The 15,148-nt window shown below is 74.5% G+C and carries 13 protein-coding genes; 7 read left to right on the forward strand and 6 right to left on the reverse strand.

What is annotated here, in order from left to right:
- The first annotated feature begins 263 nt into the window (after positions 1–263).
- Entirely contained in the window at positions 264–3,419 is a 3,156-nt protein-coding gene (locus tag ACYU96_RS07675) for a DUF5979 domain-containing protein (RefSeq protein ID WP_460751162.1), read from the forward strand.
- 36 nt (positions 3,420–3,455) lie between these two features.
- On the opposite strand, the gene ACYU96_RS07680 is transcribed toward ACYU96_RS07675, so the two are convergent.
- Both ACYU96_RS07680 and ACYU96_RS07685 read right to left on the reverse strand, forming a co-directional pair.
- Positions 3,456–3,941 (reverse strand): GNAT family N-acetyltransferase, encoded by a 486-nt coding sequence (locus ACYU96_RS07680; protein ID WP_460751165.1) that lies wholly within the window; start codon positions 3,939–3,941, stop codon positions 3,456–3,458.
- Positions 3,934–4,350, reverse strand: a complete 417-nt coding sequence (locus tag ACYU96_RS07685) for a PNPOx family protein (protein ID WP_460751168.1) — start codon at positions 4,348–4,350, stop codon at positions 3,934–3,936. Before ACYU96_RS07685 ends, ACYU96_RS07680 begins: the two co-directional genes overlap by 8 nt.
- A 113-nt stretch (positions 4,351–4,463) precedes the next feature.
- Here ACYU96_RS07685 and ACYU96_RS07690 point away from each other — a divergent pair, with 113 nt between their 5' ends.
- Genes ACYU96_RS07690 through ACYU96_RS07705 form a run of 4 tightly spaced genes read left to right on the forward strand, consistent with a single transcriptional unit; the run spans position 4,464 to position 8,321 of the window.
- Positions 4,464–5,321, forward strand: coding sequence for a tryptophan 2,3-dioxygenase (locus ACYU96_RS07690; RefSeq protein WP_460751171.1), 858 nt, complete (start codon positions 4,464–4,466; stop codon positions 5,319–5,321).
- Positions 5,321–6,193, forward strand: a complete 873-nt coding sequence (locus tag ACYU96_RS07695; protein WP_460751174.1) for a hydrolase — start codon at positions 5,321–5,323, stop codon at positions 6,191–6,193. The genes ACYU96_RS07690 and ACYU96_RS07695 overlap by 1 nt, the downstream gene beginning before the upstream one ends.
- Positions 6,190–7,470: a kynureninase gene (locus ACYU96_RS07700; RefSeq protein WP_460751177.1), complete on the forward strand. Its 1,281-nt coding sequence runs from the start codon at positions 6,190–6,192 to the stop codon at positions 7,468–7,470. The genes ACYU96_RS07695 and ACYU96_RS07700 overlap by 4 nt, the downstream gene beginning before the upstream one ends.
- Positions 7,467–8,321, forward strand: a complete 855-nt coding sequence (locus ACYU96_RS07705) for a PaaX family transcriptional regulator (RefSeq protein ID WP_460751180.1) — start codon at positions 7,467–7,469, stop codon at positions 8,319–8,321. Before ACYU96_RS07700 ends, ACYU96_RS07705 begins: the two co-directional genes overlap by 4 nt.
- Before the next feature lie 21 nt (positions 8,322–8,342).
- Here the strand turns inward: ACYU96_RS07705 and ACYU96_RS07710 are convergent, their stop codons facing one another.
- The 4 genes from ACYU96_RS07710 to ACYU96_RS07725 all read right to left on the reverse strand — a co-directional run bounded on the left by ACYU96_RS07710 (position 8,343) and on the right by ACYU96_RS07725 (position 12,652).
- A complete protein-coding gene (locus ACYU96_RS07710; RefSeq protein ID WP_460751182.1) occupies positions 8,343–9,146 on the reverse strand; it encodes a putative F420-0 ABC transporter ATP-binding protein in 804 nt (267 codons plus the stop codon).
- The gene (locus ACYU96_RS07715) at positions 9,143–10,207 is read right to left on the reverse strand and encodes a putative F420-0 ABC transporter permease subunit (protein WP_460751185.1); all 1,065 of its coding nucleotides are present in this window, start codon (positions 10,205–10,207) and stop codon (positions 9,143–9,145) included. Before ACYU96_RS07715 ends, ACYU96_RS07710 begins: the two co-directional genes overlap by 4 nt.
- Complete coding sequence (locus ACYU96_RS07720) at positions 10,204–11,214, reverse strand: putative F420-0 ABC transporter substrate-binding protein (RefSeq protein ID WP_460751187.1); 1,011 nt, start codon at positions 11,212–11,214, stop codon at positions 10,204–10,206. The genes ACYU96_RS07715 and ACYU96_RS07720 overlap by 4 nt, the downstream gene beginning before the upstream one ends.
- Positions 11,215–11,398: 184 nt before the next feature.
- Positions 11,399–12,652, reverse strand: coding sequence for a hypothetical protein (locus ACYU96_RS07725; protein WP_460751190.1), 1,254 nt, complete (start codon positions 12,650–12,652; stop codon positions 11,399–11,401).
- 63 nt (positions 12,653–12,715) lie between these two features.
- On the opposite strand from ACYU96_RS07725, the gene ACYU96_RS07730 reads away from it, so the two are divergent.
- Together ACYU96_RS07730 and ACYU96_RS07735 are read left to right on the forward strand one after the other, a co-directional pair.
- Complete coding sequence (locus ACYU96_RS07730; protein WP_460751193.1) at positions 12,716–13,486, forward strand: SDR family oxidoreductase; 771 nt, start codon at positions 12,716–12,718, stop codon at positions 13,484–13,486.
- Positions 13,487–13,561: 75 nt separating this feature from the next.
- A complete protein-coding gene (locus ACYU96_RS07735; RefSeq protein WP_460751196.1) occupies positions 13,562–15,115 on the forward strand; it encodes a molybdopterin-dependent oxidoreductase in 1,554 nt (517 codons plus the stop codon).
- Positions 15,116–15,148: the final 33 nt, after the last annotated feature.

Consider the following 15,148-nt stretch of genomic DNA (forward strand, 5'->3'; position numbering starts at 1 on the left):
CCGCGGAGCAGCTCGTCGCCGGTCACGGTATTGCCGCGCACAATGCTGTCGTGCTTGACGCATTGTCCTCCGTAAATTCCGGAATCGGCTGGTCCGGAGGCGCAGGAATGCCTGATGAATGACGCGAATGCCCTCTTCGGTGCCATGGCTGAAGTGTAGGCATCTCTTCGCTGAGCGCATCCGATGAATTGCCGCTACCGTCAATTCCGGTCTGACGGATTCGATATTCCCTACCGTTCCACGGGAGAACCATGGGTCGTGTGATGTCCGGAAGCGCTCGACACCCGCGCCGTGCAGCGACGGCGGTCGTCCTGATCCTCACCGCGGTGCTGGTGGTCGCTCCGGCGGCCGTACCGCCGACGCTGGCGGCACCCGAGGACGTGGTCGCGGCGGGACGGGCCTTCGAGGACGCCGACGGCGACGGGGTCTTCGACGACGACGCCACCGACGGCTTCCGGGAGCGCGGGGTCGGGGACGTCACGGTGACGGTGACGGACGCCCTCGGCCGCTCCGCGACCACCCGCACCGAGCGGGCGCAGGCGTGGGAGCCGGGCACCCCGGCCGACACCCCCGAGGACCCGAACGACCCCGCGGACCCGGACGTCACGCCCGGCCACTGGTACTGGGAGTCCGACGGCCACTGGTCGATGACCGAGGCCGAGTTCACCGAGCAGACCGGGTCGGTGCCGTTCGTCAAGGAGGGCGAGAGCACCGCACGGCTGCGGGTCACGTTCTCCGACGCCCCGGAGGGCTACCAGTCGTGGTTCGCCGGGGACCTCGCCGGAGGCGCGACCTCGGTGCAGTTCGTGCCGGCCGGGTCCGGCACCGTCGACCACGGCCTCGTGCGTCCCGGCGACCACCGCACCGATCCGCTCGACGTGATCCCGCCCCCGGCTCCGGTCGGGATCGGCAACCGCGTCTGGTTCGACGCCGACCAGGACGGCCTCCAGGGTGCGGACGAGCCCGGCATCGGCGGCGTCACCGTCGAGCTCCTCGACGCCGCGGGCGACGTCGTCGGTACGCGGACCACGCGGGAGGACGGCACCTACTCCTTCTCGTCGCGCGAGTCCGGCGAGGCGCGCCCCGTGCCCCTGGAGCCCGGTGCCGCGTACACGGTCCGCTTCGTGAAGCCCGAGGACGGCGAGCTGACCGTCGTCCTGTGGGGCACCACCGTCACGGCGCCGTGGGCGACGGTGCCGTTCACGCAGACGCAGGTGACGGCGGGCGACGACCCGCACGACCCGGCAGACGACGCGCAGGACGCCCACCGGCACGACTCCGACCCGGACACGGCGGCGGGGGAGTACGGCTTCACGCCGGGCGGTCCCGGGGAGGACGACCACTCGATCGACGCCGGGTTCGTCGCGTACGCCCCGCTGCGGGTCGAGCAGCTGATCGATCCGGAGGGCGGGGCCGCGCTGCCCGGCACCACGTTCGACCTCACGCTGGACACGTCCGACTTCCGCGGCCTGGCCGTCGGGCCGGACGTGCCGGACGCGCCGGACGAGGCCGCGGCGTTCACGTTCGACGACGTGGCGGGGTTCGAGGCGAACGCCGACCTCGTCACCGTGGCCGACCCGGACGGTGTCGCCGACGGCGTCCTCACCGTCCAGGTCGGCGAGGACGGGACGGTACCCGCCACCACGGTCTGGTTCCCGCTCGGGACGACGGTCGAGGTCGCCGGGGCCGTGCCGGACGCCGTCAAGGAGGTCACCTCCGTACCGGAGGGGCCGGTCACGCTGATCGACGCCGCCGGGGCGACGCCGCTCACGGTCCAGGTGACCAGCCGGCTCTCCGCGGCGGCTTTCTCGGTGACGACATCGGTCACGGGCGAGGCCGCCGGACAGGTGCCCGACGGCGCGGTGTTCACCGCGGAGTACTCCGTGGACGACGGCGCCACCTGGACCGACCTTCCGGTGCCGTACGACGGCGACGGCGACGGCACGCCCGCGCCGGCCGTGTCTCCGGACCTCCCGACGGGCACGCGGGTGCTGCTGTGCGAGACCGACCTGCCGGCCCCGCCCCCCGGTGTGGAGTGGGGCGATCCGACGTCGTCCGGCGACGGGGTGCGGGTCGATCCCGGCACCGGGTGCGCGTCGTTCATGGTCCGGGGTGAGGGGACCGTGGTCGACGTGGGGCTCGCGAACGTCGCCCGGCCCGCGCCCCGTGACGAGCCGGTGTCGCAGGTCACCATCGCCGACACCGCCGCGGTCGCGCCGGGCAGGTTCACCGTGACCACGACCCTCCAGGGCGAGGCCGCCGCCACCGTGCCGGACGGGACGGAGCTCGTCGTCGAGTACTCCCTCGACGGCGGCGAGTCCTGGGCGGGCCTGTCCGTGCCGGTCGGCCGGTCCGTCACGTCCGGCGACCTGCCGCCGGGCACCGAGGTGCTGCTGCGCGAGGGCCCGCTGCCGGAGGTCGAGGGCGTCGAGTGGGGCGATCCCGTCGTCGCCCCGTCGTGGGTCGTCCTGGGGGCGGGCACCACCACAGGGGTGTCGGTGACCGGCACGGCGCACCTCGCGCCCGGGGCGTTCGCGGCGAGCAGGGCCCTGGCGGGCGAGGCGGCCGGCGACGTGCCGCCGGGCACGGAGCTCGCGCTGGAGTACTCGGCCGACGGCGGCGGCACCTGGGAGCCCTTCGTGGTGACCGCCGGCGGAGCCGTGGTCACGTCCGGCGACCTGCCGGCCGGGACCGGGGTCGTGGTGCGGGAGACCGGGGACCGCCCGGACGTGCCCGGCGTGGAGTGGGGCGACGTCGTGCTCAGCGTGGACGGCGATCCGGTGGACGGCGACAGGGCCTCGTTCCTGATCGGGGCAGGGACCGTGGCCGAGGTCGTCGCGACGAGCACGGCCGAGCACCTGCCGGGCACGTTCACGGTGGAGAAGGCAGCGGCGGGAGAGTCGGCCGGGGGCGTCCCGCCGGGTACGGAGTTCACGGTCGGGTACGCCGTCGAGGGGGAGCCCGCCACGGCCGCCGTCGTCGTCGGCGAGACCTGGACCTCGGACGAGCTGGCTGCCGGGGCCGAGATCACGGTCTCCGAGGTGGTGCTGCCGGAGGTCGACGGCGTGGTCCGGGGCGATCCGGCCCTCACGGTGGACGGCGTCCCGGTGGACGGCGACACGGTCGCCTTCGAGATCGGGGCGGGCGCCGAGGTCGGCGTGGTCGTGGCGGAGACGGCGGCGTCGCCGGCCACGGTTCCCGGCCTGGCGCCCGCCCCGGGCCCCGATCCGGCGTCACCCTCGCCGTCCCCCGCTCCGCCGGATCCGGCCCCGAGCCCGACCTCAGCCGCCCAGGCGTCGGCCCCCGGGACGGGCATGCCGGTCACGGGCGCGGCCAGCCTCCTGGTGCTGATCACGGCATCGGCGGCGTTCCTCCTGATCGGCGGCGCCCTGGTGACGCTCCGCGGCCGCCACCCCTGACGGCCCGGACCAGCCACGGACGCGCCGCGGCGGACCTCAGCGCACGAGCCGGACCTCGAGGACACCGTCCTCGCCGGTGGCGTTCGCGGCGTCGGGCAGGAAGCCGTTCTTCTGGAAGAACTTCCGCGCGCCCGTGTTCGCGGCCGCGATCCACAGCTCGGCGGACCGCGCGGGCGGGAGGGCGGCGTCCAGCAGGGTGCGGCTGACCCCGCTGCCGTGCGCCTCGGGCATCACCCACAGCTCGTGCAGGGCGAGGTCGCGCTTCGGCGCGTGCCCGAGCCGCGGCGCCGCCCGTCCGACGACGGTGAACCCGACCACGAGCCCGTCCACCTCGGCCACGAGCGGCGTCTCGCCCGCGACGAGCCGGCGCCGCCAGCCCTCGATGCTCGCCTGCTGCGTGTCCGTGGCCCAGCGCTCCTCGGGGACGAGCGGCAGGTAGACGGCGCGCCGGCCGGTCCAGTGGACGGCCGCGATCGCGGGGGCGTCGTCGATGGTGGCGTCGCGCAGCGTGAGCTCAGGCATGTGCCGAAGGTACCCGGCGCAGCCGGCCGACCAGGCACTCCTCCACGGCGAAGGTCTGCAGCAGCTGGCGAGGCACGGGCGCGAGGATCGTCACCGCCTCCTCCGCCGGCAGGACGCGCAGCAGGTCGACGGAGAAGTCGTCCGACCCCCGGGTCATCACGAACGACCCGGCGCCGGTGATGTTCCGCATCCAGTCGGTCCGCGGGCCCCAGGGGAGCGGGACGACGGCGAGGATCTCCGCGGAGTCGGGGTCGCGGCCGGCGAACGCGGTCACCGGTGTCGTGTAGTCCTGTCCGGTGGTGCGGCCGGTGTGGTGGACGACGGCGAACGGCGGGAAGCCGTGCGCAACCTTCTCGAAGGCGGGGTTGACGGTCTTGGCCAGGGCGGCGACGGGCTCAGGAAGGTCCATGCCGTACATCATGGCGAGAAGGGGGTCCCGTGGCGAGCCGCCGTGCGACGTCTCTCAGATTCGTGCCGGTCGTCAGGTTGGCGTTATGGTCGGTTGGGAAGGGAAAGGGCGTGATGAAGACGACGACGGCGGGGGTACGCCCCCTGGAGAAAGGCATCCGGACAGACTTCCGGGAGGAGATGGACTACGCCTCCTACCTGGCCTTGGACGAGATCCTGGCGGCGCAGCACCCGGCGAGCGATCCCGAGCACCACGACGAGCTGCTGTTCATCATCCAGCACCAGACCACCGAGCTGTGGCTCAAGCTGGTGCTCCACGAGCTCCGTGCCGCCCGCGCGCACCTCGACGCGGACGACCTGCTGCGCGGGCTCAAGGCGGTCGCGCGCGTCAAGCACATCCAGCGCACCATCACCGAGCAGTGGTCGGTCCTGGCGACGCTGACGCCGAGCGAGTACGCCGAGTTCCGGGGCGTGCTGGGCTCGTCCTCGGGGTTCCAGTCGTACCAGTACCGTGCGGTCGAGTTCGTCCTCGGCAACAAGAACGCGAAGATGCTGCCGGTGTTCCGCGGGAACCCTGCGGCCTACGAGATGCTCGACGGGCTGCTGCACGAGCCCACGATCTACGACGCATTCCTCCGCCTGCTCGCCCGGCGCGGCCACGCCGTGCCGCAGGCGATCCTGGACCGTGACGTGACGGAGCCCTGGGTCGAGCACGCGGACCTGATCCCGGTGCTCCAGGGGATCTACCAGGAGCCCACGGCCCACTGGGACGTCTACGAGGCGTGCGAGGACCTCGTGGACCTCGAGGACGCGTTCCAGCTCTGGCGGTTCCGGCACCTGCGCACGGTGCAGCGCACCATCGGGTTCAAGACCGGCACGGGCGGGTCCTCCGGCGTGGACTTCCTCCAGCGCGCGCTGGAGCTCACGTTCTTCCCGGAGCTCATCTCGGTGCGGACGGAGGTCGGTGCCTGATGGCGCAGTCGCTGCTGCCGGCCGTTGTCGACCGTCACGTGCACCTCGGGCTGGTGGACCCGGAGCGGCTCGCCGGGTCCGTGCTCGCCGAGGTGCACGACCTCGGCTGGGACCCGATGATCGTGGCGGCCATCGCGAAGGCGCCGCCCGCCGGGGTCGTCGTGCGCTTCGCCGGCCCGTTCCACACCGCCCCCGGGGGCTACCCGAGCGGGCGCGCCTGGGCGCCCCGGGCCGCCGTCCGGTCCGTGTCCGGCCGCGAGGACGCGCGGCGCGCGGTGGCCGACGTCGTCGCCGCGGGCGCGTCGTTCGTGAAGATCGCGCTGCATGCCGGCATGCCGCTGCTCGACGACGTCACGCTGGTGGCCCTCGTCCGTGCCGCCCGCGCGGCCGGGCTCCCCGCCGTGGTGCACGCCGAGGGCACCGGCCAGGCCGCCCGCGCGCTCGGTGCCGGCGCCGAGGTGCTCGTGCACGCGCCGTGGTCGGAGCCGCTGCCGGACAAGCTGCTGCGCGCGTCGGCGGGCCGCACCACCTGGATCTCCACGCTGGCGCTCCACGACGGCGAGGCGCTCGCGACCGCACTCGACAACGTGAGCCGGTTCGCCGCCGCCGGCGGCGCCGTCGCGTACGGCACGGACATGGGCAACGGGGATGCGCCGGTCGGCGTGCACGAGCGGGAGATCGAGCTGCTGGGCGAGGCCGGCCTGGCCGGGAAGGCGCTGCTGCGCGCCGTGGTGGGCGGCGACCCGGACCGGATCGTCCCCGGGCGCGCGCTCATCTCGCCGCACTCCCGTCCGGAGACCGCCGACGAGCTGGTCACCTGGCTCGCGGACGCCCGCCGCCTCACCCCCGCGGACCTGGAGGCGCTGTCGTGACGGCACCGGACACGGACGTGCCGGACGCCGTCGCGCTCACGCCGCCCGCGCTCGCGGAGCGGGCTGCCGCGCTCGACGCCACCGACCCGCTGGCGCACCACCGGGACCGGTTCGCCGACAGCCCTGGCCTGGTCGCCTACCTCGACGGGAACTCGCTCGGGCGCCCGCTGCGCGCCACGCGCGACAGCCTCGCCGGCTTCCTGGACGAGGTCTGGGCGTCCCGCCTCATCCGCGCGTGGGACGAGGGCTGGATGGACGCCCCCACGGAGCTCGGCGACACCATCGGCCGGGTGGCGCTGGGCGCCGCCGCGGGCCAGACGGTGGTCGCCGACTCGACCACCGTGATGCTGTACAAGCTCGCGCGGGCCGCCGTCGGGGCGCGCCCCGGCCGCGACGAGATCGTCGCCGACACCGAGAACTTCCCGACCGACAGGTTCGTCCTCGAGGGCATCGCCGCCGAGCGCGGGATGACCGTCCGCTGGATCGAGCCGGACCCGGCGCGCGGCGTGACGGTGGACGACGCCGCGGCCGCCGTCTCGGAGCGCACCGCGCTGGTGCTGCTGAGCCACGTCGCGTTCAAGTCCGCCTACGTCGCCGACATGCCGGCGATCACGCGCGTCGCGCACGACGCCGGGGCGCTCGTGCTGTGGGACCTGTGCCACTCGGCGGGCTCGGTGCCCGTGGAGCTCGACGCCTGCGGCGCGGACCTCGCGGTGGGATGTACGTACAAGTACCTCAACGGCGGGCCGGGCGCGCCCGCGTTCGGCTATGTCGCGCGCGAGCTGCAGGACGAGCTGCGCCAGCCGGTCCAGGGCTGGATGGGGGCGGCCGACCCCTTCGAGATGGGTCCCGACTACGAGCCCGCGGCCGGGATCCGGCGCTTCGTCAGCGGGACGCCGCCGGTGCTCGGGATGCTGCCGATGCGGGACATGCTCGCCCTGATCGAGGAGGCGGGCGTGGACGCGGTCCGCGCCAAGTCCGTCGCGCTGACCGAGTTCGTGGTCGAGGCCGCGGACGAGCACCTCGCTCCCCTCGGGGTCCGCGTGGTCTCGCCGCGCGACGCCGCCGAGCGCGGCAGCCACGTCATGCTGGAGCACCCGGGGTTCCGGGCGGCGACGGCGCTGCTGTGGAAGTGGGGCGTCGTGCCCGACTTCCGTCCGCCCGCCGGGATGCGGATCGGGCTGTCGCCGTTGAGCACGTCCTTCACCGAGGTCGCGCGGGGCCTGGCGCTGGTCGCCGAGGCCTTGCGCGATCCCGGTGCCGACGCCCGGCCGTGACGGTCCTCGACGACCTCGAGTCCCGTCCGGGCAGCGCCACGTCGCTGCTGCGGACCGTCGTCGGCGCTACCCTGCGGGACCAGGGCGGATGGATGCCGGTCTCCGCGACGGTCACGCTGATGTCCGAACTCGGTGTCCCGGCCACGCGGACGCGCACCGCCCTCGGACGGGTCAAGGCCAAGGGGCTGCTGGTCGCCGAGCCCCGCGACGGGGTCGCCGGCTACGCCGTCGCCCCGGCCGCGCGCGACATGCTCGCCCGCGGCGACCAGCGGATCTTCGGCGCGCGCGGCGCGGGGGACGACGCCGGCCGCTGGTGCCTCGTCTCATGGAGCGTGCCCGAGGAGAAGCGGGACCTGCGGCACCGGCTCCGGCGACGGCTCGCGATGATCGGTTGCGGCTCCGTGTCGTCGGGGCTGTGGATCTGCCCGGAACGCCTCGCCGACGAGGTCGCGCTGGTCCTCGACGAGCTCGGGATGACGGGCCGGGCGACGATCTTCCTCGCCTCCGAGATCCGCTACCCGGGCGGCCCCGCGGCCGCCGTCGCCCGCTGGTGGGACCTGCCCGCGCTCCGGGAGCTGCACGACCGGTTCCTCGAGGGGCACGCCGAACCGATCGCCCGCCTGCTCGACGAGGGGCCGCAGCCCGAGCCCGCCGACGCGTTCCGCACCTGGATCCGCGCCCTGGACGCCTGGCGTCTCGTCCCGTACCGGGACCCGGGGCTGCCGCCGTCCCTGCTGCCGCCGGACTGGCCGGGCGCCCGCAGCGCGGACCTGTTCGCCCGCCTGACCCACGTGGCCCGGGACGCGGCGAACACCCACGCCACGCAGATCGCCGCCGCCGCCTTCCGCTGAGCGGGGAGTGACGTCCGGAGCTCAGGCGCGAGCGGGGGCGAAGGTGAGGACCGGGAGCCCCGTGCGGGGATGGGTGAGGACGTCGCTGCTGACGCCGTAGACCGGGTCGATCACCTCCGGCGTCAGGACCTGGGACGTCGGGCCGGCCGCGACGACCCTCCCGGCCGCGATCAGGACCACGTGGTCGCAGGACGTCGCCGCCAGGTTGAGGTCGTGCAGGGCCGCGAGCACGCTGACGCCGTCGTCGGCGAGCGTGCGCAGCACCGCCATGGTGTGCAGCTGCGCCGCGACGTCCAGGTGGTTGGTGGGCTCGTCCAGCAGGAGCAGGCGCGGCGTCTGGGCGAGCGCCCGGGCCAGGTGCACGCGCTGGCGCTCGCCGCCGGACAGCGTGGCGATGTCGCGGTTCGCGAGGTCGGCGGCACCGGCCCGCCGCAGGGCGCGGCCGGCGACCTCGCGGTCCTCGCCGGAGCTGCCCGCGAGCAGGGCGCGGTGGGGGATACGGCCCAGCAGGACGGCGTCGCGCACGGTGACGGGCAGGTCGGTGCTCGCGTCCTGCTCGACGAACGCGAGCGTCCGGGCGCGGGCGCGGCGGCCCATGCGCAGGAGGTCGTCGCCGTCGAACACGACGTCGCCACCGTCCGGGGGCACGACGCCCGCCACGGCCCGCAGCAGGGTCGACTTCCCGGACCCGTTCGGCCCGAGCAGCCCGGTCACGCTCCCGGCGGGCGCGCGCACGCCGATCCCGTCGAGGATCAGCCGCCCGTCCACGCCCCACGAGACGCGTTCGGCCGCGAGCCCGCCGGCGGGCCGGTCGTCGTCGTTCATGTGCGGGTCCTGCCCTTCCAGAGGAGGAACGCGAAGACCGGGGCACCGATCGCGGCCGTGACGATGCCCACCGGGAGCTCACGCGGGGCGAAGATCGTCCGGGCCAGGGTGTCCGCCCAGACCAGGAACGACGCCCCGGCCAGCGCGGACAGCGGCAGCAGGAGCCGGTGCCGGGCGCCGGTCACGAGCCGCACGGCGTGCGGCAGGATCAGCCCGACGAACCCGATCGACCCGCTCTGCGAGACGAGCGCACCCGTCAGCAGCGCGACGGCGACCAGCAGCCCCCAGCGCACCCGCTGCACGTCGATGCCCAGGGTCGCCGCCGCCGTCGTGCCGAACGTGAACGCGTCCAGGATCGACCCGCACAGCATCAGACCCGTCCCCAGCACCAGCGTCGCCGCGCCCGTGACGGCCACGGAGACCCAGTCCGCGGACCCGACCGAACCCATCAGCCAGCTCATCACCTCGCGGAACGCGTCACCCTTGACCGACCAGAAGATCACGAACGACACGGCCGCCGAGCACATCTGGCTGATCGCGAGGCCGGCGAGCACGGTGCGGGTCGGCGTCACCTGCCCGAGCGCCCCGGCCAGGCCGAGCGCCGCCGCCAGCGCGAGCACCGCACCGCCGAACGCCGCGACCGGCAGCAGCGCGAGCGCGGCGCCGCCGCCCGCCACCAGCACGAGCACCGCGCCGAGCGACGCCCCCGAGCTCAGCCCGAGCAGGTAGGGGTCGGCCAGCGGGTTCCGGGTCAGGGACTGCATCACCACGCCGCACACGGCGAGCCCCGCGCCCACGGCCGCCGCCGTCAGCGCGCGCGGCGCGCGCAGCTGCCACACCATCCCGTCGCGGATCGGCGACAGCGGTTCGGCGCCCAGGCCGAGCGGCTCCAGGAGCAGGTCCAGCCGGAGGTGGACCGCCAGGGAGCGGCCCACCTCCGCGGCGGACAGGTCGGCGGGCCCGATCAGCACCGCGGACAGGAGCGATACGACGAGCACGCCGGCGAGCAGCAGCCCGGCCGTCAGGGCACCGCGGGTCCGCCCCGGCGCCTCGGGCCTCACGGGTCGAGGTCTCCGAGCTGGTCGACGACGTCGGCCACCGCGTCCACGTTCCGCACGCCCGCCTCTGTCGCGGGGAACGGTACGACGACGTAGCTCTCGTCCCGCACGGCGCTCAGCTCCGCCGTCGCCGCGTTCTCGGCGAGCTGCTCCATCTTCTGCTCGGCGCTGTTCCAGGCGGCGTCGACCAGCACGATGACGTCGGGGTCGGCGTCGACGACCTCCTCCCACGCGAACGAGGTCCAGGTGTCGTCCACGTCGCCCGCGACGTTCTCCAGCCCGGCCGCGTCCATGATCATCTGCGGCGCGCCGATGCCTGCGCCGACGTACGGCACGTCGTCGCCCGAGGAGTACCAGAGGGCGGTCAGCCCCCGGTCGTCGGCCTCGATCTCCTCCAGCGCGGACCGCTGCTCGGCGACGAGCTCCGCGGCGGCGTCGTCGGCCTCGAAGATCGCGCCGGTCTCCTCGATCTCGGCGAACACGTCGTCGAACGTGAGGGGGTCAGGCATGTACGCGGGGTCCTTGCAGGCCGCGGGGGAGACGTACGTGGCGACGCCGAGGTTGGCGAGCGTGTCGCGATCACCCGCCGTCTCCGCGGTCACGTTCGACTCCCAGCCGGCATAGACGAGATCCGGCTCCAGGTCGAGCACCGCCTCGGCGCCGGGCGCCTCGTCGGCCATGGGCTCGGCGACCGCCGGCACGTCGGCGGCGGCGTCAGCCAGTGCCTCGGGTACCGGCCCGTCGAGGAACGCGGTGCCGACGATCCGCTTGCCCAGACCGAGCGCGAGCAGCATCTCGGTGGTGGACGACTTGATCGTCACGACACGCTCGGGCGGCGCGAAGATCTCGGCGTCGAAGCCGCAGTTGTCGAGCCGGACCGGGAAAGGGCCTGACGACGACGCCGGGTCGCCGTCGTCCCGCACGCTCGACGCGGTGGACGAGCAGCCGGCGACGGCGAGCAGCGCGAGCGCGGTCACGGCCGGGCGGAGGACTGAGGTGGGGGTGCGCACGAGGACTCCTGTGCAAGGTCGCTGAGTTGCCCGCGCCGTGCGGCGGCGGGCCTGGGGCGACGCGCGATCTCGCGCCGGCGGACGAGCGACCCACAGCCCGGGCCGCACCGACGGGGCAGGTGCACGGCCCCGCGATCCGGTCCACAGCATACGACGCGCCGGGAGGCATCCGGCGCACCGCCCTTCACCTGATGCAGGTGGTGAAGCTCTTGCTGTCGAACGACCACGTCGCGGCAGCCCAGCCGTCCTTGGCACGGACGGCGAACGAGTAGCCGCCCGCGGGCAGCGTGAGCGTCGTCGCCCGCGCCGTGCGGCACTTCTTGCCGCCGCCCGGGATCGTGGTCGACTCCGTCTCCTTCCCGGACCACACGGCGTACAGCCCGTGACCGGTGGCGTTGCGGACGGTCAGGCGCAGCGTGCCGGCGCCGCCGTCACCGGTCCGCCGCGGCCGGTCCAGGTGGCCGCCGCCGTCCAGGGCCCGCTTGACCTGGTTCCGGAGCTTGGCGACCCGGCGCCGTTCCTCGGCGACCTCCGTCGCCTTCGCGGAGGCCCGCGCCTTGACGGCCGGGAGCGTCTCGAGGTGCTCGGCCGCGAGCCGGCCCGGCTTGGTGTCCGGATACTTCTTCGACGCCTCGGTCAGGGGCGACCTCGCCGCCACGAACGTCTTCGGCGCGTAGCGGGCGTCGCGCGCGGCCCGCTGGCCGCGGGCGATCCGCTCCTCGCCGCAGCGCAGCAGCGACCAGGACAGCGTGTGGTGCGCCTCCTGCCGGACCTGCTGCAACGGCTCGCCCCCCAGTCCCGTCCAGACGCGCGCGGGCCTGGTCCGCCGGCACGGGCTCTGCTGCTTGCGGGCCTCGACGTCCTTCGCGTACAGCGCCCAGATGCGCTTCTCCGCCTGCTGCTCCTGGCTCGTCCCGGGTGCGTCGGTCATGACCGTGGCGTACTGGCGCACCGCGCGCAGCTCCGCCTGCCGGGCCTCCAGGTCCTGCCCGAGCGCGATCCGCGCGTCGGCCTGCTCCTCGAGGGCGTTCGCGTACAGCGCCGACCCCGACCCGAGATAGTCGCCGAACCAGCCGATGGCCTTGCCGTACTCCTCACGGCCGACGAGGTGCCGTGCACGCTCCAGGTCCTCGCAGGCGGTGATCTCCGCGCGCAGGTCCGCACGGTCGACCGGCGGGTCGAGGAACGCGGTGGTGCCGGAGTCCAGCGCGGACTTCAGGTGCCGGTCCGCCGCGTCGCAGTCGCCCGCGGCATGGGCGCTCCGCCCGAGGGCGGCCTCGGTCCGGGCCTCCGCCCGCGTCTCCTGCAGCAGGTTCATGAGCAGCCAGACCACGGCCGCGGTCACCAGCACGAGCGCGACGGCGAGGGCCACCGACCGGCCAGCTCGCGACCGCGGCTCCTCCGGCAGGCCCGGCGCCAGCAGGTGCAGATCGCTCATGTCCGAAATGATCCCACGTGGTCCGTGCCGCGGCGCGAGAACGTCCCGCGTAGTGTCTGCCGCATGAGCACGACGGAGAGAAGAGCACTGGTCACCGGAGCGTCCTCGGGTATCGGCGCGGCGACGGTCCGTCGCCTCATGGCCGACGGGTGGGACGTCGTCGCCGCGGCCCGCCGCCGGGAGCGGCTGGAGGCGCTCGCGGCCGAGACGGGCGCGGAGCCGTACGCCGTCGACGTGACCGACGACGACGCCGTGGCCGGGCTCGCCCGGCACCTGACGGCGACCGGCGGGCTCGACGCGGTGGTCAACAACGCGGGCGGCGCCCTCGGCCTCGACAGGGTCGAGGACGGCGACGTCGCCGGCTGGCGCTGGATGTACGAGGTGAACGTGCTCGGTACGCTGCGGGTCACGAAGGCCGTGCTGCCGCTGCTGCGCGAGGCGGGCGCCGCGCGCGGCGTCGCGGACGTCGTGACCCTCACGTCCACGGCGGCGCTCGGCGCGTACGAGGGCGGCGCCGGGTACACGGCGGCCAAGCACGGCGAGCACATGCTGTCCCAGACGCTGCGCTGGGAGATCGCGGGCGAGCCGGTGCGGGTCATCGAGATCGCGCCCGGAGCGGTCGCCACCGAGGAGTTCTCCCTGGTCAGGTTCGAGGGGGACGCCGAGAAGGCGGCCCGCGTGTACGAGGGCTTCACGCCGCTGAGCGCCGAGGACGTGGCCGAGACGATCGTCTGGGCGGTCTCCCGCCCGGACCACGTGAACATCGACCTGGTCACCCTCCGTCCCCGCGCCCAGGCCCACAACAGCAAGATCGTCCGCAGCACGGGAGCGTGACCCGCGGTTCTTACAGGGTCATGACGGAAGCCCGCAGATCCTGCCGTCGAGCCGGCAGGATGACAACCTGACACCATGGACGTAGGCAAGAAGCGGGGTATGTGGGCGGCTGCGGCCGGGCTCGTCGCAGGTGGTCTCGGGCTCGCGGTCTCCGAGCTGCTGGCGGCCGTGATCGCGCCCGGCGCGAGCACGATCTTCGCGGGGGGTGCGGCGGTGGTCGACGCCGTCCCGCCGGGGCTCAAGGACTTCGCCGTCGAGTGGTTCGGGACCGCCGACAAGGCGGTGCTGCTGGGCTCGATGGGCGTCGTGCTGGCGGTGGGCGCGGCCCTCGCCGGGTGGCTGGAGCGCCGCCGGTCCGGGATCGGCGTCACCCTCCTCGCGCTGGTCGGTGTCGCGGGTGCGGTGCTCGCCGTCGTCCGGCCGGGCGCGACGCCCCTGTGGGCGCTGCCGAGCCTCATCGGCATCGGCGTCGCGGTCCCGGTGCTGCGCGCCGCGATCAGGGCGCTCGGTCCCCGTCCCGACGGCACGGAGCCGCCCGGGCCCACCGCGCTGCCGGAGCCGGATCGCCGCCGGTTCCTCCAGATCACCGGGATCGCCGCGGCCGGTGCGCTCGTCGCGCTCGTCGCCTCGCAGGCGGTCGGTGCCGGCGGCCGGGCCGTCGAGGCGGTGCGCGAGAAGTTCCGCCTCCCGGGCGCCGCCCACCGCGCGGATCCCGTCCCGGACGGAGCCGACCTGGGGGTCGACGACCTGGCGCCCTACGTCACGCCGAACGACGCGTTCTACCGCATCGACACCGCTCTTCGCGTCCCGGAGGTCGACCCGGCGGACTGGTCGCTGCGCGTGACGGGCATGGTGGACGAGCCGTTCGAGATCGGCTGGGACGAACTTGTCGCGCTACCGATGACCGAGCACTACGTGACGCTCGCCTGCGTGTCGAACGCCGTGGGCGGCGACCTCATCGGGAACGCACTCTGGCTCGGGTACCCGATCCGGCAGCTGCTGGAGCGGGCGGGCGTCCAGGACGGCGCCGACATGGTGCTCTCGCGGTCCGTGGACGGGTTCACCGCCGGGACGCCGCTCGACGTGCTGACGGACCCGGACCGCATGTCGCTCCTGGCCATCGGGATGAACGGCGAGCCGCTGCCGACCAGCCACGGCTTCCCGGCGCGCCTGGTGGTGCCGGGACTGTACGGCTACGTGTCGGCGACGAAGTGGGTGTCGGAGCTCAAGGTGACCACGTTCGAGCAGGACGAGGGCTACTGGACACCGCGCGGCTGGTCCGCGCTGGGTCCGATCAAGGTGCAGTCGCGCATCGACGTGCCGCGGGGCTTCGCGAACGTCGACGCGGGAGAGGTGGTCGTGGCCGGGGTCGCGTGGTCGCAGACCGTCGGCGTCGAGGAGGTCGAGGTCCGGGCCGACGACGGCGACTGGATGCCGGCCGAGCTCGCCGAGGTGACCGGGCCGGACACCTGGCGCCAGTGGCGGGCCGTGCTCGACCTCGACGCGGGCGACCACACGGTCTCGGTCCGCGCCACGAACTCCGACGGCGAGACGCAGACGGACGCGGAGGCGCCGCCTGCCCCGGACGGCGCGACGGGCCATCACTCGGTCGCGATCACGGTGGGATAGCGCGGTTCGTCGCGTCCGGCACGGACATGGTCC

This window comes from Myceligenerans cantabricum (assembly GCF_054777735.1).

What these genes read in the sequence shown, in the direction of transcription:
- ACYU96_RS07675 (WP_460751162.1), top strand. Translation starts at nt 264, where the DNA reads ATGTCCGGAAGCGCTCGACACCCGCGCCGTGCAGCGACGGCGGTCGTC.
- ACYU96_RS07680 (WP_460751165.1), bottom strand. Translation starts at nt 3,941, where the DNA reads ATGCCTGAGCTCACGCTGCGCGACGCCACCATCGACGACGCCCCCGCG.
- ACYU96_RS07685 (WP_460751168.1), bottom strand. Translation starts at nt 4,350, where the DNA reads ATGGACCTTCCTGAGCCCGTCGCCGCCCTGGCCAAGACCGTCAACCCC.
- ACYU96_RS07690 (WP_460751171.1), top strand. Translation starts at nt 4,464, where the DNA reads ATGAAGACGACGACGGCGGGGGTACGCCCCCTGGAGAAAGGCATCCGG.
- ACYU96_RS07695 (WP_460751174.1), top strand. Translation starts at nt 5,321, where the DNA reads ATGGCGCAGTCGCTGCTGCCGGCCGTTGTCGACCGTCACGTGCACCTC.
- ACYU96_RS07710 (WP_460751182.1), bottom strand. Translation starts at nt 9,146, where the DNA reads ATGAACGACGACGACCGGCCCGCCGGCGGGCTCGCGGCCGAACGCGTC.
- ACYU96_RS07725 (WP_460751190.1), bottom strand. Translation starts at nt 12,652, where the DNA reads ATGAGCGATCTGCACCTGCTGGCGCCGGGCCTGCCGGAGGAGCCGCGG.
- ACYU96_RS07730 (WP_460751193.1), top strand. Translation starts at nt 12,716, where the DNA reads ATGAGCACGACGGAGAGAAGAGCACTGGTCACCGGAGCGTCCTCGGGT.
- ACYU96_RS07735 (WP_460751196.1), top strand. Translation starts at nt 13,562, where the DNA reads ATGGACGTAGGCAAGAAGCGGGGTATGTGGGCGGCTGCGGCCGGGCTC.